This window comes from Mucilaginibacter sp. R-33 (assembly GCF_049949235.1).
GTDB lineage: Bacteria > Bacteroidota > Bacteroidia > Sphingobacteriales > Sphingobacteriaceae > Mucilaginibacter.
Genome location: NZ_CP188089.1, coordinates 3,064,523 through 3,087,857, shown reverse-complemented (window position 1 = coordinate 3,087,857; position 23,335 = coordinate 3,064,523). Strand labels below are relative to the sequence as shown.

General features: G+C 43.4%; 25 protein-coding genes. 14 read left to right on the top strand and 11 right to left on the bottom strand.

Features of this window, described 5'->3' with window-relative positions; all coding sequences use genetic code 11:
* Positions 1 to 154: 154 nt before the first annotated feature.
* Both ACP26M_RS12920 and ACP26M_RS12915 read right to left on the bottom strand, forming a co-directional pair.
* A complete protein-coding gene (locus ACP26M_RS12920; protein ID WP_426589416.1) occupies positions 155 to 805 on the bottom strand; it encodes a hypothetical protein in 651 nt (216 codons plus the stop codon).
* Between the two features lie 113 nt (positions 806 to 918).
* On the bottom strand, positions 919 to 2,373 hold the full coding sequence (locus ACP26M_RS12915; protein ID WP_426589414.1) for an RtcB family protein: 1,455 nt from the start codon (positions 2,371 to 2,373) through the stop codon (positions 919 to 921).
* A 306-nt stretch (positions 2,374 to 2,679) separates the two neighbouring features.
* On the opposite strand from ACP26M_RS12915, the gene ACP26M_RS12910 reads away from it, so the two are divergent.
* From ACP26M_RS12910 to ACP26M_RS12900, 3 genes are all read left to right on the top strand, one after another.
* The gene (locus ACP26M_RS12910; protein ID WP_426589412.1) at positions 2,680 to 3,741 is read left to right on the top strand and encodes a helix-turn-helix transcriptional regulator; all 1,062 of its coding nucleotides are present in this window, start codon (positions 2,680 to 2,682) and stop codon (positions 3,739 to 3,741) included.
* Positions 3,742 to 3,765: 24 nt separating this feature from the next.
* The gene (locus ACP26M_RS12905) at positions 3,766 to 4,329 is read left to right on the top strand and encodes an RNA 2'-phosphotransferase (protein WP_426589410.1); all 564 of its coding nucleotides are present in this window, start codon (positions 3,766 to 3,768) and stop codon (positions 4,327 to 4,329) included.
* A gap of 141 nt (positions 4,330 to 4,470) precedes the next feature.
* Positions 4,471 to 4,608 (top strand): hypothetical protein, encoded by a 138-nt coding sequence (locus ACP26M_RS12900; protein WP_167516184.1) that lies wholly within the window; start codon positions 4,471 to 4,473, stop codon positions 4,606 to 4,608.
* Positions 4,609 to 4,839: 231 nt separating this feature from the next.
* Here ACP26M_RS12900 and ACP26M_RS12895 read toward each other — a convergent pair whose 3' ends face one another.
* Entirely contained in the window at positions 4,840 to 6,405 is a 1,566-nt protein-coding gene (locus tag ACP26M_RS12895) for a M20/M25/M40 family metallo-hydrolase (RefSeq protein WP_426589408.1), read from the bottom strand.
* A 354-nt stretch (positions 6,406 to 6,759) separates the two neighbouring features.
* On the opposite strand from ACP26M_RS12895, the gene ACP26M_RS12890 reads away from it, so the two are divergent.
* Entirely contained in the window at positions 6,760 to 7,224 is a 465-nt protein-coding gene (locus ACP26M_RS12890) for a hypothetical protein (RefSeq protein WP_139159911.1), read from the top strand.
* A 294-nt stretch (positions 7,225 to 7,518) separates the two neighbouring features.
* Entirely contained in the window at positions 7,519 to 8,406 is an 888-nt protein-coding gene (locus ACP26M_RS12885) for a ChbG/HpnK family deacetylase (RefSeq protein WP_426589405.1), read from the top strand.
* A gap of 4 nt (positions 8,407 to 8,410) precedes the next feature.
* Here ACP26M_RS12885 and ACP26M_RS12880 read toward each other — a convergent pair whose 3' ends face one another.
* Positions 8,411 to 8,620, bottom strand: a complete 210-nt coding sequence (locus tag ACP26M_RS12880) for a hypothetical protein (protein ID WP_090524308.1) — start codon at positions 8,618 to 8,620, stop codon at positions 8,411 to 8,413.
* A gap of 172 nt (positions 8,621 to 8,792) precedes the next feature.
* Here ACP26M_RS12880 and ACP26M_RS12875 point away from each other — a divergent pair, with 172 nt between their 5' ends.
* Complete coding sequence (locus ACP26M_RS12875; protein WP_426589403.1) at positions 8,793 to 9,800, top strand: ABC transporter ATP-binding protein; 1,008 nt, start codon at positions 8,793 to 8,795, stop codon at positions 9,798 to 9,800.
* A gap of 161 nt (positions 9,801 to 9,961) precedes the next feature.
* Here the strand turns inward: ACP26M_RS12875 and ACP26M_RS12870 are convergent, their stop codons facing one another.
* Both ACP26M_RS12870 and ACP26M_RS12865 read right to left on the bottom strand, forming a co-directional pair.
* Entirely contained in the window at positions 9,962 to 10,918 is a 957-nt protein-coding gene (locus ACP26M_RS12870) for an EamA family transporter (protein ID WP_426589401.1), read from the bottom strand.
* Between the two features lie 6 nt (positions 10,919 to 10,924).
* Positions 10,925 to 11,404, bottom strand: a complete 480-nt coding sequence (locus ACP26M_RS12865) for an Lrp/AsnC family transcriptional regulator (protein ID WP_090524317.1) — start codon at positions 11,402 to 11,404, stop codon at positions 10,925 to 10,927.
* A gap of 237 nt (positions 11,405 to 11,641) precedes the next feature.
* On the opposite strand from ACP26M_RS12865, the gene ACP26M_RS12860 reads away from it, so the two are divergent.
* The 4 genes from ACP26M_RS12860 to ACP26M_RS12845 all read left to right on the top strand — a co-directional run bounded on the left by ACP26M_RS12860 (position 11,642) and on the right by ACP26M_RS12845 (position 13,162).
* Positions 11,642 to 12,217 (top strand): RNA polymerase sigma factor, encoded by a 576-nt coding sequence (locus ACP26M_RS12860; RefSeq protein ID WP_243770747.1) that lies wholly within the window; start codon positions 11,642 to 11,644, stop codon positions 12,215 to 12,217.
* Between the two features lie 20 nt (positions 12,218 to 12,237).
* Complete coding sequence (locus ACP26M_RS12855) at positions 12,238 to 12,639, top strand: hypothetical protein (RefSeq protein WP_426589398.1); 402 nt, start codon at positions 12,238 to 12,240, stop codon at positions 12,637 to 12,639.
* 85 nt (positions 12,640 to 12,724) lie between these two features.
* On the top strand, positions 12,725 to 12,940 hold the full coding sequence (locus tag ACP26M_RS12850; RefSeq protein WP_090524321.1) for a hypothetical protein: 216 nt from the start codon (positions 12,725 to 12,727) through the stop codon (positions 12,938 to 12,940).
* A gap of 12 nt (positions 12,941 to 12,952) precedes the next feature.
* Positions 12,953 to 13,162, top strand: a complete 210-nt coding sequence (locus ACP26M_RS12845; protein ID WP_112652120.1) for a hypothetical protein — start codon at positions 12,953 to 12,955, stop codon at positions 13,160 to 13,162.
* Positions 13,163 to 13,179: 17 nt separating this feature from the next.
* Here the strand turns inward: ACP26M_RS12845 and ACP26M_RS12840 are convergent, their stop codons facing one another.
* A complete protein-coding gene (locus ACP26M_RS12840; RefSeq protein WP_090524326.1) occupies positions 13,180 to 13,668 on the bottom strand; it encodes a VOC family protein in 489 nt (162 codons plus the stop codon).
* Between the two features lie 799 nt (positions 13,669 to 14,467).
* Here ACP26M_RS12840 and ACP26M_RS12835 point away from each other — a divergent pair.
* The gene (locus ACP26M_RS12835) at positions 14,468 to 14,614 is read left to right on the top strand and encodes a hypothetical protein (protein ID WP_175489897.1); all 147 of its coding nucleotides are present in this window, start codon (positions 14,468 to 14,470) and stop codon (positions 14,612 to 14,614) included.
* 89 nt (positions 14,615 to 14,703) lie between these two features.
* Here the strand turns inward: ACP26M_RS12835 and ACP26M_RS12830 are convergent, their stop codons facing one another.
* Complete coding sequence (locus ACP26M_RS12830) at positions 14,704 to 14,904, bottom strand: hypothetical protein (protein WP_426589395.1); 201 nt, start codon at positions 14,902 to 14,904, stop codon at positions 14,704 to 14,706.
* A 110-nt stretch (positions 14,905 to 15,014) separates the two neighbouring features.
* The gene (locus tag ACP26M_RS12825; RefSeq protein WP_426589393.1) at positions 15,015 to 15,875 is read right to left on the bottom strand and encodes a glycoside hydrolase family 16 protein; all 861 of its coding nucleotides are present in this window, start codon (positions 15,873 to 15,875) and stop codon (positions 15,015 to 15,017) included.
* Between the two features lie 563 nt (positions 15,876 to 16,438).
* On the opposite strand from ACP26M_RS12825, the gene ACP26M_RS12820 reads away from it, so the two are divergent.
* The 3 genes from ACP26M_RS12820 to ACP26M_RS12810 all read left to right on the top strand — a co-directional run bounded on the left by ACP26M_RS12820 (position 16,439) and on the right by ACP26M_RS12810 (position 21,202).
* A complete protein-coding gene (locus ACP26M_RS12820) occupies positions 16,439 to 17,704 on the top strand; it encodes a metallophosphoesterase (RefSeq protein ID WP_426589391.1) in 1,266 nt (421 codons plus the stop codon).
* Between the two features lie 85 nt (positions 17,705 to 17,789).
* On the top strand, positions 17,790 to 18,005 hold the full coding sequence (locus tag ACP26M_RS12815) for a hypothetical protein (RefSeq protein ID WP_426589389.1): 216 nt from the start codon (positions 17,790 to 17,792) through the stop codon (positions 18,003 to 18,005).
* Between the two features lie 356 nt (positions 18,006 to 18,361).
* On the top strand, positions 18,362 to 21,202 hold the full coding sequence (locus ACP26M_RS12810) for a TolB family protein (protein ID WP_426589387.1): 2,841 nt from the start codon (positions 18,362 to 18,364) through the stop codon (positions 21,200 to 21,202).
* Positions 21,203 to 21,327: 125 nt separating this feature from the next.
* Here the strand turns inward: ACP26M_RS12810 and ACP26M_RS12805 are convergent, their stop codons facing one another.
* Positions 21,328 to 22,074, bottom strand: a complete 747-nt coding sequence (locus tag ACP26M_RS12805; protein ID WP_426589385.1) for a copper homeostasis protein CutC — start codon at positions 22,072 to 22,074, stop codon at positions 21,328 to 21,330.
* Between the two features lie 147 nt (positions 22,075 to 22,221).
* A complete protein-coding gene (locus ACP26M_RS12800; protein ID WP_426589384.1) occupies positions 22,222 to 23,232 on the bottom strand; it encodes a N(4)-(beta-N-acetylglucosaminyl)-L-asparaginase in 1,011 nt (336 codons plus the stop codon).
* Positions 23,233 to 23,335 lie beyond the last annotated feature (103 nt).

Genomic DNA, 23,335 nt, shown 5'->3' with positions numbered 1-23,335 from the left:
CGCTCCCGTAAGTGTCTTCGCTTGTGGGCATCATTGTAAACGTATAAGGATTTAGCTTTTAATCTGTAAGTTTTTTTAGGACGATACACGCTAAGTTATGCGAGCGGATCGTCTCACGTGAGCCACAAGTGAGGAGACTTGCGGTAGCGTTTGATTATTTGAAATTCAAAGTAATATCATTGATGAAACCATTGTATTGATTTTTGATATCTTTGCCAATGACTTCAAATTCTTTGAATCCATTAATATTATCGATGAAAACTCCGTAGCCATTGTCGGGCTGTTCCATAAATTCCTTTTTGGAAATATTAAGGAATAAATAGTTGTTATCTAATAGATCTGCGTTTTTCTTTTCTACATTTCTTTTGTAAGCAGATTTAACAATATTTCCATTGCCATCCGTCATAGTCATAATTTGCTCCATAAAATTCACAGTAAAATCCATTTCGCAAATTACTTGGTTTATAAAGAAACTAATCATTAGTGGGCTTGCTAAATTGTCATAATATCTTGCTTGATAAATCTTGCCTAACAATTCCAAAAAACGATTGTCAAGATGAATGCTTATATCAGTGTAGCATTCGGTTAACAGTCCTTTTAACTTGCCCCAATTATCCATATGGACGCCCATATTTTTTTTGGTATTTCCGTGTAGGGCGAGTATAACTTTAAAATATTTTTCAATTGAAGAGCTTGCCAGAGTAAGCCCCTGAATTGGATAGTTTTTATTTAATAACACCCTACTGGCAATATAATCTTTGTAGGCAAGCGACCACAATGACAATGCTAATTCTTGATTTTTCATTTTAATGTGAATGTTTTGAAGTAATTTTAATTATTAAGAAGTTGCCAGATATCCAACACCTGTCTATAAATGATATATGCTTGTTTGACTGTGCCTAGATGTTGCACCAAAACCTAATCCTCCGGCTTTTCCTTAGCGTCCGCCATCCTCACTATCCTCGGCTGAAAGCTGGCTAATACATCAACCAGATCATGCTGGGCGGCCATCACAGCATGGATATCCTTGTACACCATCGGCGCTTCGTCCAAATCGCTTCCCATCAGGGTGATGCGTTTATCTACGAGATTAGCAGCTACCGCTTTCGGGTCGACAGTTTTGAAGGCGGCGCTTCGGCTCATTAAACGGCCTGCACCGTGTGAGGCTGAGTTGATAGAAGCCGCATCACCCTTACCACGTACCACAAACCCAGGTGTGCTCATGCTGCCGGGAATGATCCCCAGTACACCTTCACCTGCCGGTGTTGCGCCTTTTCGGTGAACCATTACTTCGGTACCATCGGCAAGCTGCTCTTTCCAGGCAAAGTTGTGGTGATTTTCTATCATCATTACCGGTTTAAGGTTAAGCGCACGTGCTATTTTATTATGGATCTCGTGGTGGTTGGCACTGGCATAATCGCCGGCCAGGTTCATGGCAATCCAGTATTCCTGCCCCTCGTCATTATCCAGATTTAACCATGCCAAATGCTTGGCCTCCTGCGGAAGCTTGGTTTTGCTCATGGCAATTTTTGAATAATGATCGGCAATGCTCCCTCCAAACCCGCGCGAACCTGAGTGCGACAATAAAGCGAGGTAACTACCGGCCGGGATGCCCTCAAGCGCACCTTCGGCAACGGTAAGCTCACCCCATTCAACAAAGTGGTTGCCGGTACCCGAGGTACCCAATTGTGAATAGGCTTTATTCTTCAGGTTCCGGATTGTCTTGGTTTCGCTCCATACAGGGCTGTCGAACAACGAAGTATCAAAATGCGTTTTGGTAACCCCGCCAATGCCGAAGTTGGTATGATCAAGCAAAAGCCCTTTAAGCATGTCTGTTTCGGTATCAACTACACCAGCGGGCAAATCAAAAATACTCAAACACATACGGCATGCAATATCCACTCCAACTGCAAAGGGGATGATGGTATTAGCGGTTGTAGCCAGTACACCGCCAATAGGCAAGCCGTAACCCTGGTGCGCATCGGGCATTAAAGCCCCTGCCACGGCAATGGGTAATTTAACCGCGGTTTTCATCTGTGCAAGTGCCCCCACCTCAATATGCTCAAGACCGTAAACCGGGAAGTCGGCAATTTCCTGTTTCAGGGCAAAATTGGTTCGGGGCTGTTTCAGGAATTTTCCTTCTTTTCGTAAGTCGATTACCGCTTCGGCCAGGTTCTTGAACTTACCGCCTTTTTTAAGGGCGTAAGGCATCGGGTCATCAATAAGGGCTTCAAGGTTGGCCAGGATCTGTTCCTTATCCATTACACCGTGTTTTAACAGGCCATTGGCCACACGGCTAAAGTTCTCTAATATCTTTACGTCGTTAATGCCTAGTGAGGTTAATTCGTTGTTGCTTATTTTTATCTTTTCCATAGCGCTCTTAAACCTCCGCCAATTGGCGGAGGGGTTTCTTAATTAGCTGCTTTTGTTATTTAACGATACAAAGTAAAATTGCAACTGCGCAATGTATTTGCGCAGTAAAAAATAATTTAATAATATTATAAAAAAAATGAGGAGTTGGTATTTAATCCGCTATTCATTTATTAAGACCGTCATTGCGAGGTACGAAGCAATCCCCAATAGGTAGAGCAGCTATGCAGATCTCCCTGTAAAGTTTGGGATTGCTTCGTACCTCGCAATGACGGGTGTTGACAAACATCCTAAATCCGAAATCAAAATATGCCCGTAAACCGCAATGCCCTTATCCGTTACCGAACCATTGACAGTTGCCTGCAAAACCGCCGCAGGCAATGGAGGCTTGACGACCTGATTGAAGCCTGCTCCGAAGCTTTGTACGAGTACCAGGGGATAGACAGCGGGGTGAGCCGCCGCACCGTACAGGCCGATATTGAAATGATGCGCAGTAATAAGCTGGGGTACGAAGCGCCTATTGTAGTGGTTGATAAAAAGTATTACACCTACTCCGACAAGAATTACAGCATCAATAACATCCCCCTCAATAACCAGGACATGCAGGTGCTTAGCGAGGTAGCCGGTTTGCTGGGCCAGTTTAAAGGCCTGGGGCATTTTGCCGACCTTAACGAAATGGTAACCAAACTGGAAGACAAGATCTACAGCCAGAAGACGCACAGCACACCGGTGGTTGATTTTGAAAAAAACGATAACCTGAAAGGTTTGGAATGGATTGAGATCATCCGCAAGGCTATTGTAGCTAAAAACACGCTGTGTGTTAGCTACCAGTCGTTTAAGGCCAGGGAGGCCAGTACATTTTGTTTCAGCGCTTATTTGTTGAAGGAGTACCGTAACCGATGGTTTGTTTTGGGTATATCGCACATAAGAAATAAGCCGCTGCTTACCCTGGCGCTCGACAGGATCCAGACTGTTGAAGTACATGCCGATGAATATATTGAAAACACCAGGATCGATCTCGCTACTTATTATAATGATGTGCTTGGTGTTACCAAATCGCCGGGGCAGCGCGATGGCGAGGTTATTTTTTGGGTAGATGATAAAAATGCGCCGTACGTTGTTACCAAGCCACTGCACCACACGCAAAAAATATTAAAAGTTACGGCAGACGGAACAATATTCAGCATCAGGGTGATCATGAACTTCGAGCTGGAGCGTGAGCTGCTCGGTTTCGGGCCTAAACTGAAAGTGCTTGGTCCGCGGATCCTGGTTAAACAAATGAAGGATCTGTACCGAAAATCACTGGAGCATTATGCTGGGGATAGCCCTGTACCGCAGGGAAAGAATTTGAGCAGTTTGTTAAATTCGTGACGTAAAGCATTTATATTAGTGCTAATGATAAGCGAAAAAGAAACTACCGGCCTAAGCAAATTTTTAAGCCTGGTATTACGTCATCAGCCCGAAGTAATAAATATTAAACTTGATGAGCAGGGCTGGGTAGCCGTTGATGAGTTGCTGCTGAAAGCGGCTGCGCATGGTAAAGCCATAACTCTTGAAATACTGAACCACATAGTTGAAACTAACGCCAAAAAGCGTTTCGCATTTGATGATGCCCGGCAGAAGATCCGAGCCAGCCAGGGGCATTCGGTTGAGGTTGAGCTGGGTTATGAAGCACAGATACCACCGGATGTGCTGTATCATGGCACAGGGAGCCAGTCGGTTGAGGCGATTTTGCAAACCGGGCTCGAAAAGCGGAGCCGGCAGCACGTACACCTAAGCAACGACTTGGAAACGGCTGTTAAGGTTGGTCAACGCCATGGTAAACCTGTGGTGTTAACCGTTGCAGCAGGCAAAATGCACCGGCTGGGCCATAAATTCTACCTGTCGGAAAACAAGGTGTGGCTTACCGATTTTGTACCGACAGATTTTATCGGAAAACATTCTTCTCAGGCAGGATAAATCGGAAATCGAACATCCGAATTCCGAAATTGGAAAATGACATTTTTTTGACTTTTGTACCAAATTAGTCGAAACTTTATTTTAAAAAACGCTTGCAGGTTAAGTAGCAAACCTGTTACATTTAGGAAATTATAAACTGAAATGCCAAAACACATCCTAATTATTTACGTATTGGTTGCCTGTTGTATCCTGGTTATTATGGTCAACTCATTTGTTAAAAACAGGTTAAACAAAAAAGCTGAAGACCGGCGGATCCTGAAACCCGTTAACCGTTCTTAACTATTTTTCAAACCCATTAAGAAGTCCGGCCCTGTGATCAAAGCGGGGCCGGCTCTGCAAAGCATCGATATCTCCTGATGCTCATATTGTTTATCACCCGTCGTTTTTTTGAAGTTTAAACAAGCCTGTATTAAAATATACGTTGAGGAAGATATTTTTCGCTAAGACGCATAGATTTTTTTGCCTTTGCGTCTCAGTGCGCTTATTTAATCGCTGACGTTTGCTATTCTGCTAAAATCCATCAAAAACAAAAGTTTCGTTTACAAGCGGTTTCCTTGGCAGCATTTCAGGTCGGATACTGGCCTGGTACACAAACGAGGCTACGATGATGGCGGCCTGTTTCAGATCGTCTATCATCAGGTGGTCGTAGTCGTCCATATTGCTGTGATGTGTGCGGGTTTCATAATCAATAGGGTCTTGCACAAACTGGAAACCCGGTATGCCAGCCCAATCAAACGCCAGGTGATCGGTCGACCCGGTATTGGCCATAGTTACCGTTGTGGCGCCAAGGTCATTAAAGGGTTTTAGCCACTGTTCAAATATCGGTTTCATTTTTTCGTTGTTTTGCGCAAAAATCCCCCTGATTTTTCCGGTACCATTATCCAGGTTAAAATAGGCCGATACTTTAGCCTGCTCGGGCTTTACAGTAAATTTAACGCCATCCCTGAAATGTTTTTTAACGTAGCCGAATGAACCGAGCAAACCCTGCTCTTCGCCGCTCCAAAGTGCAATGCGAATGGTGCGTTTTGGTTTAAGCCCAAGCGAATCGAGTAGGCGAACGGCCTCCAGCATTACAATGCAGCCTGCCGCGTTATCGGTTGCACCGGTAGCTGCCTGCCATGAATCAAGATGGCCGCCCAGCATCACCAGCTGCGATTTTAGCTTGGGGTCGGTGCCGGGGATTTCACCTACTACGTTGTAGCCGTTTGTATCTTCGGTAGATGTTTTGCCCGTAAAACTCATGGCCAGCTCAACTTTTTGGCCCGATTGGATCAGCCGTTTGATCTTCTGCCCGTCCTCTGAGGCCATAGTAACTTGTGGTACAGTTTCCGGATCAGTTAATTTATAGCCGTAGCGGCCTTGTACAAAAACGGTTCCGTTAACATTACCGCGGCCCGCGCTAATGAATGCCAGCGCACCGGCGTCTTTCAGTATCCGGTCTGCGGTTTTAAAGATTTTCAGGTATTTAGTAGTATACATGTCGATCATGGAGCGGGACACCATATAAGTATCCTTCAGGTTGGCCAATGCGGTGTCGGCCAGTCTTTCGGCCGATGGCTCAAAGTCCTTTTTGTAATCAGCCGCATCACCGGTAACCAGCACAAATTTGCCTTTAATCCCGGCAGCGTGACTATTCAGATAAGTAGTATCTATAGCCTGTGCCGATGTAATTACCATAACTTCACCTTGCAGCAGGCCTTTGCTGCCCGGGCTCCATGGATTAGGATAAGCCCTGATCTGTGCATTATACGGTGCGCGCATCATCATGCTAAAGTCCTGCACTTCCCATTGTTTGCCAAAAGTGCCCCAGGGCTCGGTAGCGGCATTGCTCATTCCCCATTTTTTCATGGTGGCAACCGCCCAGCTTGCTGCGCGGGCATAACCCGGCGAATTGGTTAACCGCGGACCGGATACATCGGTTAAATAATGCGCTATCTGCGGAATTTGGGAACTGCTAAGCTCTGCCTTGCGGATGCGACTGAAAGCTGCAGTATCAATAACTTCCTGCTGGGCGTAGCTACCGGTACCGGCAAGCAACAACGCGCCGAAAATAAAATTGCGTTTTATATATTTCATAGTGAGGGTTTTAGATTTGAATATAAGGCTTTTAGTTTGAAAAACATAAATAAGAGAGGGTAAAACCTGGACTAAGCCGTGCAGTTAACACAATAAACATTGGTAATACCGCTGATATTCATTAAATAACGTAAAACCCGCATCCCGAAAGCGTATAAACACTATGTTACCCGGGTGTTTTTATCGTCAATTTTATCTTCTCTAATTAAAGCCATTTAACCCGGAGGCTATTTGCAGTTTTCTGAATCAGCAAATGGCTTGAAGCAATAGTATTTATAGTGTTCGGGCCGCCTGTATAGGCTTTAAATGTTTGTGAACCAACAATCAAATTATATAAACTTAAAACTACAACCTATGTCTTTTTTATCAAAAATGTGGGATCATGTAAAATCCCTGTTCCACAACGCTTCAGACGTTGTACATGAAATCATTACCGTAGCCGACAAAGTTGCTAACGGACTCAAAAACCTTGAAGCAAGCCAGGCCGGCCAGTTTTTGGAAACGACACTGGAAACCCTGGTGCCGGCATCAGCAGTAATTGTGAATGGCATTAAATTATGGCTGCCTAAAGTGGTTACCGATTTAAACTGGGCTGTACAGGAAGATGGCAAAACAGATGCGCAAAAAATAGCCGACGCGGTGGCTTATTTAGCAAAACTGAAAGGCGCCAATCCCGATGCTTATGCCAGCCAGCTGAACACGTTAAATGCACTGATCCAAAAATGGATGTCGGACCAGCAGGGTGCCGGGCTCAACATTCAGCAGGCCCTCACCATTAGCCAGGTAAACCATAATCCCGACCTGGTTTCGGCCCAATGATATTAAATTGCTGAGTACTGCACACCAGGGGCCGCATCATAAAACAAATGATGCGGCCTTCTTTTTTATAATTATTTTAATGATATGACTGGTCTTTCTTTTAAAGTTTGAGAGCGCTTCGACTCTATGTAACAATATGCTATCATGTTCAATTTAGTTTGTTTTATTAAGCTTCATAATAAGATATTTATAATGTTGAGTAGGAGCCGGTTTTCCGCCAACCTGACGTTTGTAAACCTTTTTTTATTGAAGATAAAAATGATGAAACGGATATTGTTTTGTTTACTTATGCTGATGACTTGTTTAGGAAACAAGGACGCGAGGGCACAGGCGGTAAATGGTAATTTGCCGCGGTTACTCATCAGGCTGGATGATATCGGCATGAACCATTCTGTAAATATGGCTTTGCTTAAGGCTGCTCAAACAGGCATGCCGCTTTCGGCTTCGGTGCAGTTTGCATGCCCCTGGTACCAGGAAGCAGTTGAAATACTAAAGCAATATCCTAATGTTACGGTTGGGGTCCATCTTACATTGACCTCCGAATGGAAAAATTATCGCTGGGGGCCTGTAACCGGCCGTACGGCTGTTCCGAGCCTGGTTGATTCAAACGGGTATTTTCCGCAATCAACGCGGGCGTTTGCTAAAAGCGGCTATAAACTTAGCGAAATTGAAACCGAGTTGTCGGCCCAGATTGAAAGGGCGCAGGCATCAGGATTAAAAATAACCTATATCGATCCGCATATGGGCATAGCGCTTTCAACGCCCGAATTGCGTGCCCTTACCGAAAAACTGGCTCGTAAATATAACCTGGCCTTATCAACCTTAAGCAGCATAACTTATTTCGGCGAAACCTATAAAGAAATGTGGGGTGAACCTATTGCTACAAAAAAAGCGGCGTTTTTAGCTTATGTAGGTAAGCTTAATCCCGATAAGCCAAATATGATGGTGCTGCATACCGCTACTCCGAGCCCCGAGATGGATGTGCTGGTAGATATGAACAGTAACATGATGAACTCAAAAGAGGGTAAGCCCCTTACCAGTTTGCACCGCCAAACCGAACTTAATGCCTTGCTCTCGCCCGAGTTTGCAGCAATGACGGGCAAAAAGTTTCAGATGATCAATTATCAGCAACTGATTGCCGGTAAGGATATTAGCGTACTTAAAGCGGCAGATAATAAATAAGTACCTATTTTTTTGAAGTAGCAACTACGACAATACCGCCTATAACTAATAATCCACCAAGGTAGGGCGGCCAGTTAACGGTTTTTTCCCTGTCGGCCGATACCTGTATAGGGCCGGCATCAATGATCTTTTCTTTTTTGGTGTAAGTAAAGCCTGTCCAAATGAGCATGGCCGCGCCTACAATAATGAGTACGATCCCTATGGCTTTGTTCATGGTTATATAATTTGGTTATTTTATAATAAATAGCTTTTAGTTACTATTTGTTTTACGCTTGTCGTTCAGATTGACATATTAAGTTTTTTTGCTTTCAACTTTTCTTTAGATTAGAAGCCTGGATCCGGGGTGAATGGTTTTCCAATAACATCCTGAAAATTAATTACCGTAGATGCGAGATGATCTGATACTGGAAACCATATCGGTTACCAAAAACTTTTTTGGGGATAAGTCTTCTGGGGTTAATAACGTTACCATTTTTATTCCGAAAGGAAAGATAACAGCGATAGTAGGTGAAAGCGGCAGCGGGAAAACCACTTTGCTTAACCTGTTATATGGTACCCTGGAGCCCGACCATGGTGAGGTGTTTTTTAAGGAGGAGCAGGTATTAAGCAGGCAAAAAGGTATTCAGCATGCCCACAAGGTTATGCGGATGGTAGCGCAGCACGATAACGATCTTGATCCGCGAATATCGGTATGGGACACCATATGTGAAGGTTTGCCGGCCGAAGATCAAAGTCAGGCTATCCATCATGTTACCGAAGCTTTGAACCTTTTAAATATCTACACCATTAGGGAAATGCCCTTTGGTAAATTAAGCGGTGGTGAAAAGCAGCGCGTAACCATTGCCAAAGCATTGATTAGCCGCCCGGAAGTTTTACTGCTTGATGAACCCTTTAACCAGGTAGATGCCACCTATCGGGAAGGTTTACAGCACGATATCAGGTATGTTGTAAAGGAATGGGGAGTTACAGTAGTATTGGTATCGCATGACCCTGCCGAAATTCTTTCTATGGCCGATGAGCTGATTGTACTTAAAGAAGGCGAAATAGTGGAAAATGGCAGTCCCGAACAGTTATATCATTCGCCTAAATTAATGTACACAGCGCAAATACTGGCCAGCTGCACCCGGCTAACATCGGCCCAGGCAAAAATTTGCGGCATAAAAAGTAAACGCAGCGTTGTAGTGGTTTACGCGGAGCATATTAAAATAAGTAGCCTGGGCAGCAAATGGCTGGTGAAAATGGTGTTGTTCAAAGGTTTTTTTGAAGAACTTATTGTTGAAAAAGATGGTTTAACACTGCGGGTACTCAATTACGACAGGCGTAAGTACCCCGTTGGTAGTAAAGTGAGCATTAGTATCAGTAAGTATTTTGAATTTGGGAAGTGGGAGAGTTGATTTATACTTTTGTCTCTTTGGGACTTTTTAATAAAAATGTTGTTGCGAGGAGGAACGACGAAGCAATCTCGTAGCTATGCAAGCCGGCCATGTATTGGCTGCGAGATTGCCGCGCTGCGCAATGACATAGTTTTTATTTTTTTTCGTTCCGGCGCTTGTCGTCACTTCGCTACCGCTAATTCTCCTGTTTTCGCCTTTCTGTATTTTGATAGATTGATCAGCAACACACTGCTCAATATTACAACCAGCCCAATAACCTGGATCAGCGTTACATGTTCGCCTGCAAAAATTACCCCCAATAATACGGCTATCACCGGGTTAACATAGGCATAGGTACCAACCTGGGTAGCCGGTCTCACCTGTAAAAGCCAAACATAAGCGCTAAATGCCGCTATCGATCCAAATATAATGAGATAAGCCAGAGCATACCAGCTTTGTGCCGGTATAGCGTGCCATTGTACGGTTTGTACCTCGTTGTTTAAAAAACTTGCAGGAATAAAAAATATGCCGGCTCCAAGCATTTGCCAGGCCGTATTTACCGATACGGAGCCTTTTGTGTTATAATGTTTTGAATATAATGATCCGGAAGCCCAGCCCAGTGTGCCAAGTAAAAGCAATATCATTCCTGGTAATTTTGATGGACCTGCCGATGATCCCAATACGTCCGCGATCTGATCCCGGAATAAAAGTATCACACCTATAAAGCCAATGACGAGGCCGACAATGGTGCTTTTGCTTTTAAAGTTGGTGCTCCAGTTGGGTTTATCAAGCAGCACGAACCAAATTGGCGGCGATGTTACCATAATGGCCACCATAGCGCTTGGTAAAGTTTGTTCGGCCCATATTACTGCACCGTTACCTATTACCAGCAACAGGAAACCGCTTACTGCTGCATGTAATATGTTTTGTTTTACAAAAATCTTTTCACCCTTAATTGCACACCACGCCATTAACAGCAAACCCGCTGTGAAGAAGCGCAGCGCACCCAACAGCAGCGGCGGAAAACCGGCTACTGCAATTTTTATAAAAAAGTAGGTAGAGCCCCACACTATATAAACAGTGGCGAAAGCTATAATAACTAATATGGGCGAAGTGGATTTTGCAGTAGTAGGTGCCATGATATATTATTTTTCGGGTATAACCAATTGTTGTTGTTCTTTTTTGGTTTCGAGCACTATGGTGGTGCGGGTGCTCAAAATATTGGGTATTTTACTGAAGTGAGTGCGCATTAAATTCATTAGCGAGGCGGAGTCGTAAGTACGCACTTTTATTAAATAACAATCGTCGCCGGCTATGTGGTGCACTTCCTGTACTTCGGGTATCTTGGCCAGCTCGCCTGATGTAGCATCGCTTCCTGGCCCATCGGCCGCTTTCATAAATATAAAAGCAAGCATTTTTTGCTGCAGGGCCGCCGGATTGATGCGCGTTGTATATTGCTGGATCACATTTTTTTGTTCCAGTTTTTTTACACGCTCCAGTATGCCGGATGGCGCCATGCCAAGCTCACGGGCCAGGTCGGCATTAGAGATCCGGGCATTTTCCTGCATCAATCGCAAAATATGCAGGTCGGTTTTATCTAAAATAATTTCCGGTTCGTTAATCATACAGTAATATTCGGTATAAATTGAATAAAGTTCAAATATTTTTAATTAAAATGAATTTAATTCGACAAAACTATCTTTATGATGTTTAAACATCAGTTGCTTAAGCCGCTTCTGCAATCAAATAAATACTGTTTTAGCTGTCTGAAATGGCTTTTTGACAGGCAATAGATTTTTTTGAAAAAAAATTAAAATGTTTTTAAATCACAATCGTCTTTATCTTTAAAAAGGATAAAGAAATTGACAACAGCGATAATGCCCCAGGACAAAAACAGCCATATCATACAAACAATTGCTTCGTATGGTAAAAGCCTGTTGGGATTTATTCGCCGGAGGGTAAAAAACGATGCCGACGCCGAGGATATACTCCAGGATGTTTGGTACCAGTTTAGCGCTGTTATTAATTCTGAACCGATTGAACAAACCAGCGCCTGGCTATACCGGGTGGCCCGGAACAAAATAACTGATAAGCATAAAAAAAAGACGGAAACCCTGCTTGATGATATGCTGGCCGATGATGAGGATTATGACGATGAGGCACCGGACTTTAAAGCCATACTTCTTACCGAAGCTACCACTCCCGAAACCGAGTATTTGCGCAACCTTTTTTGGGAGCAGTTATTTTTTGCGCTGGATGAATTGCCCGAAGAACAAAAACAGGTATTTGTTTGGCATGAGCTCGAAGATATCCCCTTTGAGGAAATTGCCAAACGTACCGGGCTAAATACCAACACGCTGGTATCAAGAAAACGTTACGCCGTACTACACTTGCGCAAACGGCTTGCCCAGCTTTACACGGAAATTACTGAATATTAAAAATTAAGACATTATATATCATGAAACCATTTTTTTATAAAAGGCGATTTTTTTTCATCCCGCTTGGGGTGCTCGCTTGCCTGGCCGTCATCAGCTTTGTGGTAATGCAGCTGTGGAATAATTTATTGCCGGATATTTTACATGTAACAACTATTACTTACTGGCAGGCCGTTGGCATATTTATTTTATGCAAGATTTTGTTTGGTTTTGGGAAAGGCGGCTCTAAAGGCGGAGGAGGTGCCCCTTGGATGCGCGGACGCATGGCCGAGCGTTTTAAAAATATGAGCCCAGAAGACAGAGATAAATTCCGCGCTCAGTGGGAGGACCGCATGTGCGGATGGAAAGGCCACGGGCATGGCAGGTTTAGCCGTGACTGGGACGATTTTAAGACTACCACAAACGAAGAAAAGAAGACTGAGTAAGCAATCAGCATGTCCGGCTTTAAGCTTTGTGCATTCCGCTTTCAGCTTTATAAATAAATATTTATCTACCTCAAATAACATAACAATGGATGTACTGGTATTTGCAACAAGTGTACGGCAGAGACGGCAGGTGAGCCGGGTACAAAATTTATTAACCAAAATACCTGCCATAGCCCAATGGAACTTTGACCTGGAAGACTGCGATAATATTTTACGGGTGGAGGCTGAGGATCTTTCACCACGTTATATCGAATCGTTGTTACAAAAGGCCGGCATCCATTGCCAGGAGCTTGATTATTAATACCTGTTTACAATGACAGCCTCGCTTGAACGTAAGCTGATCCGATGGGTCCATATCTTGTTAAGCATCCCAGTTGTAGGGTATATTTATGGCCCGGTGGCTCAAATTCCTAACGCGGCTGCGGCGGTAAAATGGGTATTCTTCCCAATAATAGTACTTTCGGGCTTCTGGCTGTGGAAAGGCTATTGGTTTAAAAAGAAATACAAAAATTTAGTTAAGTGATTGTTTGGCAGCCCGGCTTATTTTTTAGCCGGGCTGTTTATTTCAATCCAGTAGCCGTCCGGATCCTGGAAATATAGTTGTAGTACGCCATCGGCCCGGTAGGTAGGTTCTTTACTGTCGCCTTTCCAGTTTGAGTAGGGGATATTCATTTGATCAAGCGTTTTTGCAAACTCTTTTACCGACGAAACAGTGAAGCAAAGATGTACGCCTTTAACCTGTTTTTCGTTCCGTTCGGCCTGTATAACGTGTAGTTTTACATTATTGCCAAGACTATACCATTGGTGTACGGTATCGGCAAAGGGGTTGGCAACTTTTTTAAGGTGTAATACTTTGGTATAAAATTCGGTGCTTTTTTTAAGGTTACCGGTAGTAATGGCGATATGATCAATTACCGGTGAGATATCGGTACCGTTTTGCGCTTTGCAAACCACAGGTAAAAGCACAGTTATTGCCAGCAGCAACGTGGTTAGTTTGGCTGTTTTAAAAATTATTGATAAAGATCTCATTGTTAGGATTAGTAATTTAAATGCCTAAAGATATAGGTTTAGCATTATGGTTAAAGTAATGCACAAATAAATTACACAAGCATTCAATGAAAACTGAATATCAATCTTTCGTCCAGGGGATTAACACAATTGATATTGTGTAAATTCCAGTCATTAATATCAATAAGGCCCGCATCGGTCCTGTAATGACTGTCATCAACAGGGCATTTTACTACATATCCAATATCTTTAATCAGCACAATTATTGGTCTTGCACCGCAAACCTTGCAGCAGTTACAATCAACCGATCCTGGTATATTTACATAGCCCCTCATACTTCATCCGGCGTTTAATTAGTTTTTAATTGCGATTAGTTATCAGGTCAATCAACTTTGTTGAAGTACTCGTATTTTATCCTCAAAAATTAAAAAAATGCTAAATGAGAATAAAATCCTCCATAAAAATATAATACGTATGAAACTGAATTTATGTTACTGTCCTTTGCAGATTATTATTTATTTAAGAGAATAATAATAGTTTGTTTGTATTTTACTGTGCCGTTTTATATTAATTTAACGCTGCAAACAGCTATGGAGCAATATCATTATCGATGCTTATAACCTTTCTGGCTATCGGTTTTTTGTTTGTTTGGATTAACCGGGCCATGGCGCGACGGAGTTCCTGAGTTGTAGCTTGAAATAGTTGTCGACTGATGATTATTCCACTGTAACATTCCTTTTACCGCTTTGTTGCCGCACTCTTATGGCATGATAAGTGTTTGGCCATAGTTTATCTATCGAAAACTAATAAATCATTTGCTATGAAAACTACTGTTTCACGCTCAATTTCATTATTAATATTAGTAGCAATGGGCTTTACAAGCTGTTCGGCCGAATACCGGGAACGACACAGGCGACGACATGACGAAAGGGTTCGTGTACACGAACGGGTAGTTATACATAATTAAACAGGTAAATACAGCAAAACAGGCCGTGCTTCATCAGCACGGCCTGTTTTGTTTATGGCGTTTAAAAACCGGGATTATTTATGGTAAAATCAATCGTTCCAGAGGTGCCGTGAAAGAAGGCTGCCTTCCAGTTTGTTTTTAATTATAAGGTCGTCTTTATGCAAAATGCAATCGCCCTGATTGATGTCTTCTTCGGCAGTAACTTTGATGATGCTGCCTGATATCTGTTCAACTATACTTGATAAAGTAAAGATCTCTGAGTCGGGTATTTGTACGGTTAATATTGCCATGGGTAGATGATGTTATTTTTAATAATTCAAAAATATGGTAATAAAATTTACCCAATGTTTTATGAAAGTAAAATTTAAATAACCTTTATTTTACAAATGTATCAACAATATTAATTCACGGTTTTAGTTATCAGTACCCAGTCTACAATGGTTTTGGCATCTCCGGTTTTGATTTTGTTAACTGTATTTTCTGATAAACCATGATAGGGTTTGGTAACCTTGTTAACACCACCGGGATAACCCCCGCCTAATGCAAAATTAAGGATGATGAATTTTTTGTTATCAAAAGCCCAGCGGCCATATTTTTCAACCATTGCTTTTGTTACCGTATAGGTGATTTTGCCATCAACCTTAAAAACAAGGCTCTCAGGCAGCCAGTCTACCGAATATACATGCCACTGGGTAACATCAATGCCTGCCGGGAAAAATACCCGTTTTGCAAGCGGCGTATCGCCAAAATAGCCGGGGCCATGCAAAGCGTGGCTTACCCAGCTTGAGTCGCCTACGGTTTCCATTACGTCAATTTCGCCGCAATTGGGCCATTTACCGTTTCCAAGCAGCCAAAAGGCTGGCCATAAGCCTGCGCCTGCCGCCATTTTCATTCTGCATGAGGCCGTGCCATATGTAAACTCCATTTTAGCACGGGTATTAATGCGGCCTGAAATGAAATCATATTTACGCTGCTGTTTACTGGTAAAGCCGGGTTTAAATAAAGCCTTTAAAACAAGTGCGCCGTTTTCGGCACCTTCGGCTTTACCATCTATCATATAAATGGTAGCCGCCGAATCAACATAGGCCTGCTGCTCGTCGTTAACAGTATTGCCTGTAACTTCAACATTCCATTTGCTCCTGTTGAGGGCGGGGTTGTTAAAATCTTCGAAAAAAACAGTATCGGTTTTAGTGTTAGTTTGAGCGAATGCCTGTAACGTTAATAAAAGCGGAACTGATAGCAGCAGGTGTTTTAGTTTCATTAGTGGTGTGTGAGATAAGGGTTTAAAGGTAGATAAATTGAATGAGAGGAACTTAGTCTTTACCAATTGCGATCATAATTTTACAGCAGCGTCCCGGTTTGAAACTAAAATACATTGACAAATAAACAGATGAAGAATCTCTGCTTACATTGTTATATTTGTGTAATACTCATCTTAAGGTTATGGGTAATAACACAACAAACTTATATTTCAGGTCGAAACAGGTTTCATTAATAATGTTGGCGGTAACGGCTATCATTTGCTCCAGGCTGCTGTTCTTTCTTTTTAATGACCCTGAAGGCCCAAATCTTTTAATAGTTGGGGGTTTGGCACTGGTTTTATTTTTGCTATCCTGGGCGGTATATGTATTGGGCCCATTCAAAATAAATGGCTTTAAACGACTTTTCGCGGCAATTTGTATCCAACTACTATTAGTTATTGGTCTCTATTTTTTCATGAAGTAAGTTCCCGTCTTTCTTAAAATTTTTGAACCTGGCCTGCATCTGCAATTTTACCCTCTAATTACCTTTACTTTTTTAAATTGCAATCTTATACGTATTTATATGCACAGTAGTGGTTTTTTGAAGGTATTCGCAATTATTGCGTTGATTAGTTTGTTGTTTGATTGGTACATCCATTCGGGCCTTAAAACCTTAACTGCCGACTGGCAATCAAACCTGTGGCGCAATGTTGTTTTATGGGGGTATCTGATCATATCTGTAGGCGTAACTGCTTTGTTTTTACTTGGCTTTGGCGCTTTTAGTACGGCGAGCGGCATGCGCCCGTTTCATGAGTGGATGCTAAGCCTGTTCCTGACGTTTTTTATTACCAAATTGGTTTTCATAATCGTATTATCTCTTGGCGATCTCGGGAGGTTTTTCGTAGGTGTATTCAATTTGATCAGTGGTTCGGGCGGGGGCGTCGGGCAATCGGCTTTTCCGGGCCGGCGTAAGTTTATCAGTGAAATAGCGGTACTGGCGGCTGCCGTGCCTTTTACTTCGTTTTTTTATGCCATGCTTAAAGGTAAGTACGATTATAAGCTGCATAAAACCACCCTTTATTTTGATGATTTGCCCGACGCCTTCGATGGCTTTACCATCACCCAGCTTTCTGACATCCATTCGGGAAGCTTTGATAATACCGAGGCTATGCAACGCGGTATCGACCTGGCTAAAGCGCAAAAAAGCGACCTGTTTGTTTTTACCGGCGACCTTGTGAATAATGCAGCATCGGAAATTGAGCCTTATATTGGCAGGTTTGGGGAGATCAAAGCGCCTTACGGACAGTTTTCCATTTTAGGTAACCACGATTATGGTGACTATATCCATTGGGATAACATGCAGGAAAAGGCAGCCAATCTCGATAAACTTAAACAATATCACAAAGCCTTAGGCTACCGTTTGCTGCTGGATGAAAATGTAACCATTGAAAAAGGCGGACAAAAGATCTCCCTCATCGGGGTCCAGAACTGGGGCAGAGGTTTCATTCAGGTAGGCGATTTGAATAAGGCGCTTCAGGGCGTACCTCCGGATGCCTTTAAAATACTGCTTTCGCATGATCCTACCCATTGGGAAGAACAGGTTCGTTATAACCCAACAACCATCCATCTTACCTTATCGGGCCATACCCATGGCGCACAGTTTGGTGTAGAGATCCCCGGCTTTAGGTGGAGCCCGGTAAAATACCGCTATGTTGACTGGGCCGGCCTAGCTAATGAAAAGAACCGTTACCTGTACGTAAACCGTGGTTTTGGTTTCCTGGCATTTTCTGGAAGATTAGGTATTTGGCCTGAGGTTACGGTTATTGAGCTGAAGAAAAAGGTAGTGTAACGTTATAAAATACGGATTTGATTTATCGGGCCTGATTTGTGGCAAGGTTTTTATGCTTTTTATATGAAGCATTAAAACTAAGATTATGGCAACCAACGATATAAAAAGGATAGGCAAAAACGGTCCGCAGGTACAGCATCAGCATAGCAATGCCTGGCAAGTGATGAAGCCTTTTGTGCATTTTGGTATGAAAGCGATAAGCGCGATAGCCCATACGCTTATCTACATTATAAAACATATTCCCAAACCTGATTCGCCTAAACCTTCCGGGCAAAAAGGCGGTAAGATCATCAAAATATGAAATAGTAAGCCCGGTATATCCATATCGGGCTTTTTTGTAATCCGGTACTGGTTATCTACCGTTATTAAACGGAATAAAATACCGTGTTTTCACGGGTTGCGGGACCGTTTTTAAATGGCGAGATTTAAGCGTTGATTAAATCATGCAAAACAAGAACTGCCATTACCTATCACGGGTTGCTAATATTGCCTTCAATAATAATTGATATAATATTTAAAACCTAAACCTTAACTTTAACCTTGTCTTGACACCCGTCAGTTTGATGGGTGTTTTTTGTTTTATACCAGTTCAAATTCATAAGCGTTCAGTAAATAGCTTGTTGTTTAAATTACAATTTGTACTTACTTTCACCCTCAATGAATCATCTGTTTACCGGTTGCAAAACGCTTCAAAAATTAATACTTCCGGCGCTGTTACTTTCTGCTACATTATCAAAAGCGCAGGTGTTTGGCGGTAACCCGCCATCTATAAAGTGGAAACAGGTAAACACACCACCCGCGCGGGTAATATTCCCGGCTGGGTTGGATTCGGCGGGATTAAGGGTTGCCAATATCGTGCAGCAAATGAACGGCCTGATCCGGCCAACAATCGGTTTTAAGCAAAAACAAATCAGTATTGTATTGCAAAATCAAACTACTGTAGCCAACGGTTATGTAGGATTGGCCCCCTTCAGGAGCGAGTTTTTTTTAACTCCCGAACAAAATAGCTTTGATATAGGCAGCCTGCCATGGCCGCAGCAACTGGCTATTCACGAGTACAGGCATGTGCAGCAGTACAATAATTTTAATGTAGGCCTGTCGCATTTACTCCGTATAATTTTTGGTGAGGGCGGGCAGGCGTTGGGTAACGATCTGGCTGTACCCAACTGGTTTTTTGAGGGAGACGCTGTTTTTAACGAAACCCTGGTGAGCGAACAGGGCAGGGGCCGGTTGCCTTATTTTTTTACCGGTTACCGTGCGCTGTGGGCGGCGGATAAAAACTACAGCTATATGAAGCTTCGCAATGGCTCGTACCGCGATTATGTGCCCGATCATTACCCGCTCGGCTACATGATGGTAGCATACGGCCGCGAAAAATATGGCAGCGAACTTTGGAAAAACGTAACACATGACGCCGCGGCTTATCGCGGTGACTTTTATCCTTTTCAATGGGCTGTTAAAAAATACACCGGCGAAAGTTTCAAAACCTTTTCCAATAACGGGTTTGCTTATTTCAAACAGCAATTTGCCGAAGATAACAATCAGCCCGTTGCCGACCGGAAGAAACATTTTGAGGCCAACCGGCAATACCCGGCTTTTGTGAACGATAGTACGCTCATCTATGCAAAAAATACTTACGATCATTTGCCCGCCTTTGTTATTAAAACCGGTGATAAAGAGGTAAAACTCAGCACCCGTTCCTATTCATTGGATAGTTATTTTGATTATCACAACGGTAAAATAATTTATACATCCTATCGGCCGGATTTACGCTGGGGCTACCGTAATTATAGTGAACTGATGCTGCTTGATACAAAAACGGGGCAGGAACACCGGATCACATCAAAAGCAAAATACTTTTCGCCTGCTTTTAGTGCCGATGGCCAAAGTATTGTTGCTGTACAGGTTGATCCATCAGGTGCAAGCCGCCTGCATATTTTAGACACAGCAGGGGAACTGCAACAGGAAATTCCAAATCCGCGGGGGCTGTTTTATACGTATCCTAAGTTTTATGGCGATGGTAAACTGCTGTCGGCAGCGCGCAATAAGGATGGTAAAATGGGGATAGCCCTTACCGAGATTGCTACCGGTAAAACAGAATATTTAACGCCACTGAGTTATCGCCCTATAGGTTTTATCGCCCTGAAAAAAGATACACTTTACTTTACCCAAACCGATGGCAAAAACGACCGCCTGTTTGTAATGATGCCCGGCGATAAAAGTGTTTATGAGATGCTGCCTACCGGTAACGATAGTGGTATAGGTTATTACCAACCTGCCGTAAGCGATAATAAACTGGCCTGGGTAGGTTTTACTGCCGATGGTTACCGGATTAACCAGGCCAATAAAAAAGATTTGAAATGGATAGCCGCCGGGGGGGATTATGCCCGCTACCTGCCCGACCTGGGGATCACCGCACTCAAAAAAGATTCGGCTGCCAATTTAGTAACAGGGATAGTTGATAAGCCGTTGCAGGTTGCCAACTATTCCAAAGCGCATGGATTGTTTAATTTTCACAGTATCATCCCCAACATCAGCGACCCTAATTATTCATTCGCTATCACAGGCGAAAATGTGCTGAATACTTTTCAGTCCGAATTGTCTTTTGATTATAATACCAACGAAGGCTACAAACAGTTTGGTTTCGATGCCATTTACGGGGCTTTATTCCCCTATATTTCGGCCGGGGCCGATTATACACTCGACAGGCGGAGCTTTTATAAAGGCCAATACGTTTACTGGAACGAGACTGCTGTGCATGGTGGCTTGCGGGTTCCCCTGAATTTTAGTGAGGGTAAGCGGTTAACCAGTCTTACCTTTGGCAGCGACCTGTATTTTAACAGTATCAACTTTCAACAAGCCTACAAAAGCAGTTTTGCCGACCGGTCATATAGCTATTTGAATAATTATTTCAGCTTTAGCAATCAAACGCAACAGGCACAGAAAAATATTTATCCCCGGTTTGCGCAAAGCATTGGCGTTAATTATAAATCGGCAATTTCAGGTTCGGGAGCAACACAACTGTTAACAACCGGGTCGTTTTACTTCCCTGGCTTGTTTGTGAACCACAACTTTGTCATCAGCCTGGCGCACCAGCAAAAAGGGAAGGACAACGTGATCAGTTTCTCTAATGATTTCCCTTTCTCCAAAGGTTATACCGCCGAAAACCTGGATAATATGAATAAGATTGGCTTAACCTATCATATGCCAATAGCCTATCCTGATGCAGGTTTCGGTAACCTGTTTTACCTGTTACGCTTACGTACAGCGTTGTTTTTTGATTATACCCATGCCAGCGCATCAAATTTTTTTACGGATGGCAGCAGCTTTAAGCAAAACTTCAGGTCGGTGGGCGGTACCTTGTATTTCGATACCAAGTTCTTTAATCAAAACAGTATCACATTCGGCATCAGGTACAGCAGGCTACTGGATGAGGATTTCTTTGGCGGAATAGGGAGAAACAGGATAGAGCTGGTTTTACCGGTGACGTTTTTTTAAGAGATATCAAAAGAATCGTCATTGCGAGGCACGAAGCAATCGCGAACCATACAGGGCGTACCTGCTAATTGGAGATTGCTTCGTACCTCGCAATGACGACTTTTATATTAAGCCATTTAAGGTGTTTAACTGTTCGCCAGCCTGATCAGTTCCTTAACCCGGTCAACGCCGGTAACATCAATGCTGTATTCATCGCCGGCTTCGTTGCTCATGAGTATATGATCGTTATGAAACTTCATTTTACTGGCAATTTTTATCCTTGCCGATGAGTGTACTTCGGTAGCGCCGGTAAAATGGATCAGGTCGGCTACGTTAACTTCGCTTACGCCGCTCCCGGGCATAATACTGATACGGCCTGCCGCCTGCTCAATAAGTCGGTTTAAGTTGCTGGCGCCTTCAATAGCCGTGCTTTTACCACCCGAGGTCAGGATCCGCTCGCAGCCCATTTCAATAATTTGTTCCAGGGCTTTATGCTGATCGGCACACATGTCGAAAGCCCGGTGAAAAGTTACACCCAGGCCCCATTGCCGGGCAAGGCGTACCATTTCGGTACAGCGTTCTATATCGATGGAGCCATCTTCTTTAAGGATACCTATCACAACGCCGTCGCAGCCGGCATCAATGCAATACCTGATATCGGCCATCATGAGCTTGTACTCCATATCGTTGTACAAAAAATCGCCGCCGCGCGGACGGATCAGTACATAAAGCTTGATATGGAGCAGGCTGCGGGCCATTAATATGGTGCCGTGCGATGGGGTGGTGCCGCCGTCCTTCAAATTTTCGCAAAGTTCAACACGCACAGCGCCGCCCTCCTGGGCCGCCAGGGCCGATGTTACCGAATTAGCACAAACTTCGAGTGATACCTGCATGTTCTTTTAAGTCCATAGTCCATGGTAGATAGTCCATAGCCTTTTTGTTCATAGCCTATGGTCGATAGTTCATAGACTACTACTGTTAAGTTAACTATATTCTGCAATATTAAGCCATGGACTATCGACTATGGTCCATGGACTAAATTATTTATAATAACTCTTGCCCGGTATTAACAGGTCCTGCTGCTGCGCATTGCAAACGGCGTATGAAAAACCGCTTTGTATGGCGTACGCACCATATTCACCTTTTTTGTTGATGGCTAAAAAGCCTACCTGGATCTTTTTGGCTATTTCCGGTTTCTTTTTAATAATGCGGTTTACAGCTTCTTTGCAGGCATCCTCGGGCGATAAACCCTGGCGCATTAATTCAACCACCAAGAAGCTGCCCACATTGCGGATCACCTCTTCGCCAACACCGGTTGATGTTGCGCCGCCAACTTCATTATCTACATAAAGGCCTGCACCTATAATCGGGCTATCACCAACGCGGCCATGTAATTTGAAAGCCATGCCGCTGGTTGTGCAACCGCCGGAGATATTGCCTTTAGCATCAATAGCCAGCATGCCGATGGTATCGTGGTTGTATTTATTACCCGGTTTACCGCCGTTTTCGATATTCATTACAGGGCTGTACTGGGCTTTTTTAAGCCATTCCTTCCAGATCTTTTCTGTTTCGGGGGTTAACAGTTTTTCTTTTTTCATACCCTGCTCAACGGCAAACTGGGTAGCACCTTCGCCAACCAGCATTACGTGAGGGGTTTTCTCCATCACCAAGCGGGCCACCGAAATAGGGTGGGCTATATTCTCCATGGCTGCTACCGAGCCGCAGTTGCCAAACTCGTCCATGATACATGAGTCGAGGGTTACATGTCCGTCACGATCCGGCAAGCCGGTGCGGCCTACGGTATGGTTGGTAATATCTTCGGCTTCGGGAATGCGGGCGCCGGCTTCAATGGCGTCGAGCGCACGGCCCCCGGCTGATAATACTTTCCAGGCACCTTTATTGGCTATAATGCCAAAATCCCAGGTTGAAATTACGATAGGATAACCGCCTTCGGGCTTTGATATGACAGTTTTTGCGATGGCAGATTTAGAAAACGCTGCAAATGAAGCACCTGCAGCAGATAATTTAATGAACTTACGGCGGTTGTACATACCGCTAATATATGAAAAACAGTTTTAAGTCGTAAGTTCTAAGTCTTCAGTCTGAAGTCGTAACTCTTGAGTTTTAAGTTAAGACCCTGTCAGGTTATAAAAA

Excerpts from the sequence above, each read along its gene's own strand:
- ACP26M_RS12865 (WP_090524317.1), bottom strand. The coding sequence starts at position 11,404 with ATGATTAACGAACCGGAAATTATTTTAGATAAAACCGACCTGCATATT.
- ACP26M_RS12915 (WP_426589414.1), bottom strand. The coding sequence starts at position 2,373 with ATGGAAAAGATAAAAATAAGCAACAACGAATTAACCTCACTAGGCATT.
- ACP26M_RS12820 (WP_426589391.1), top strand. The coding sequence starts at position 16,439 with ATGCACAGTAGTGGTTTTTTGAAGGTATTCGCAATTATTGCGTTGATT.
- ACP26M_RS12885 (WP_426589405.1), top strand. The coding sequence starts at position 7,519 with ATGACTTGTTTAGGAAACAAGGACGCGAGGGCACAGGCGGTAAATGGT.
- ACP26M_RS12850 (WP_090524321.1), top strand. The coding sequence starts at position 12,725 with ATGGATGTACTGGTATTTGCAACAAGTGTACGGCAGAGACGGCAGGTG.
- ACP26M_RS12900 (WP_167516184.1), top strand. The coding sequence starts at position 4,471 with ATGCCAAAACACATCCTAATTATTTACGTATTGGTTGCCTGTTGTATC.
- ACP26M_RS12910 (WP_426589412.1), top strand. The coding sequence starts at position 2,680 with ATGCCCGTAAACCGCAATGCCCTTATCCGTTACCGAACCATTGACAGT.
- ACP26M_RS12830 (WP_426589395.1), bottom strand. The coding sequence starts at position 14,904 with ATGGCAATATTAACCGTACAAATACCCGACTCAGAGATCTTTACTTTA.
- ACP26M_RS12880 (WP_090524308.1), bottom strand. The coding sequence starts at position 8,620 with ATGAACAAAGCCATAGGGATCGTACTCATTATTGTAGGCGCGGCCATG.
- ACP26M_RS12890 (WP_139159911.1), top strand. The coding sequence starts at position 6,760 with ATGTCTTTTTTATCAAAAATGTGGGATCATGTAAAATCCCTGTTCCAC.
- ACP26M_RS12840 (WP_090524326.1), bottom strand. The coding sequence starts at position 13,668 with ATGAGATCTTTATCAATAATTTTTAAAACAGCCAAACTAACCACGTTG.
- ACP26M_RS12810 (WP_426589387.1), top strand. The coding sequence starts at position 18,362 with ATGAATCATCTGTTTACCGGTTGCAAAACGCTTCAAAAATTAATACTT.
- ACP26M_RS12805 (WP_426589385.1), bottom strand. The coding sequence starts at position 22,074 with ATGCAGGTATCACTCGAAGTTTGTGCTAATTCGGTAACATCGGCCCTG.
- ACP26M_RS12895 (WP_426589408.1), bottom strand. The coding sequence starts at position 6,405 with ATGAAATATATAAAACGCAATTTTATTTTCGGCGCGTTGTTGCTTGCC.
- ACP26M_RS12825 (WP_426589393.1), bottom strand. The coding sequence starts at position 15,875 with ATGAAACTAAAACACCTGCTGCTATCAGTTCCGCTTTTATTAACGTTA.
- ACP26M_RS12815 (WP_426589389.1), top strand. The coding sequence starts at position 17,790 with ATGGCAACCAACGATATAAAAAGGATAGGCAAAAACGGTCCGCAGGTA.
- ACP26M_RS12845 (WP_112652120.1), top strand. The coding sequence starts at position 12,953 with ATGACAGCCTCGCTTGAACGTAAGCTGATCCGATGGGTCCATATCTTG.
- ACP26M_RS12800 (WP_426589384.1), bottom strand. The coding sequence starts at position 23,232 with ATGTACAACCGCCGTAAGTTCATTAAATTATCTGCTGCAGGTGCTTCA.
- ACP26M_RS12835 (WP_175489897.1), top strand. The coding sequence starts at position 14,468 with ATGAAAACTACTGTTTCACGCTCAATTTCATTATTAATATTAGTAGCA.
- ACP26M_RS12855 (WP_426589398.1), top strand. The coding sequence starts at position 12,238 with ATGAAACCATTTTTTTATAAAAGGCGATTTTTTTTCATCCCGCTTGGG.
- ACP26M_RS12920 (WP_426589416.1), bottom strand. The coding sequence starts at position 805 with ATGAAAAATCAAGAATTAGCATTGTCATTGTGGTCGCTTGCCTACAAA.
- ACP26M_RS12870 (WP_426589401.1), bottom strand. The coding sequence starts at position 10,918 with ATGGCACCTACTACTGCAAAATCCACTTCGCCCATATTAGTTATTATA.
- ACP26M_RS12905 (WP_426589410.1), top strand. The coding sequence starts at position 3,766 with ATGATAAGCGAAAAAGAAACTACCGGCCTAAGCAAATTTTTAAGCCTG.
- ACP26M_RS12875 (WP_426589403.1), top strand. The coding sequence starts at position 8,793 with ATGCGAGATGATCTGATACTGGAAACCATATCGGTTACCAAAAACTTT.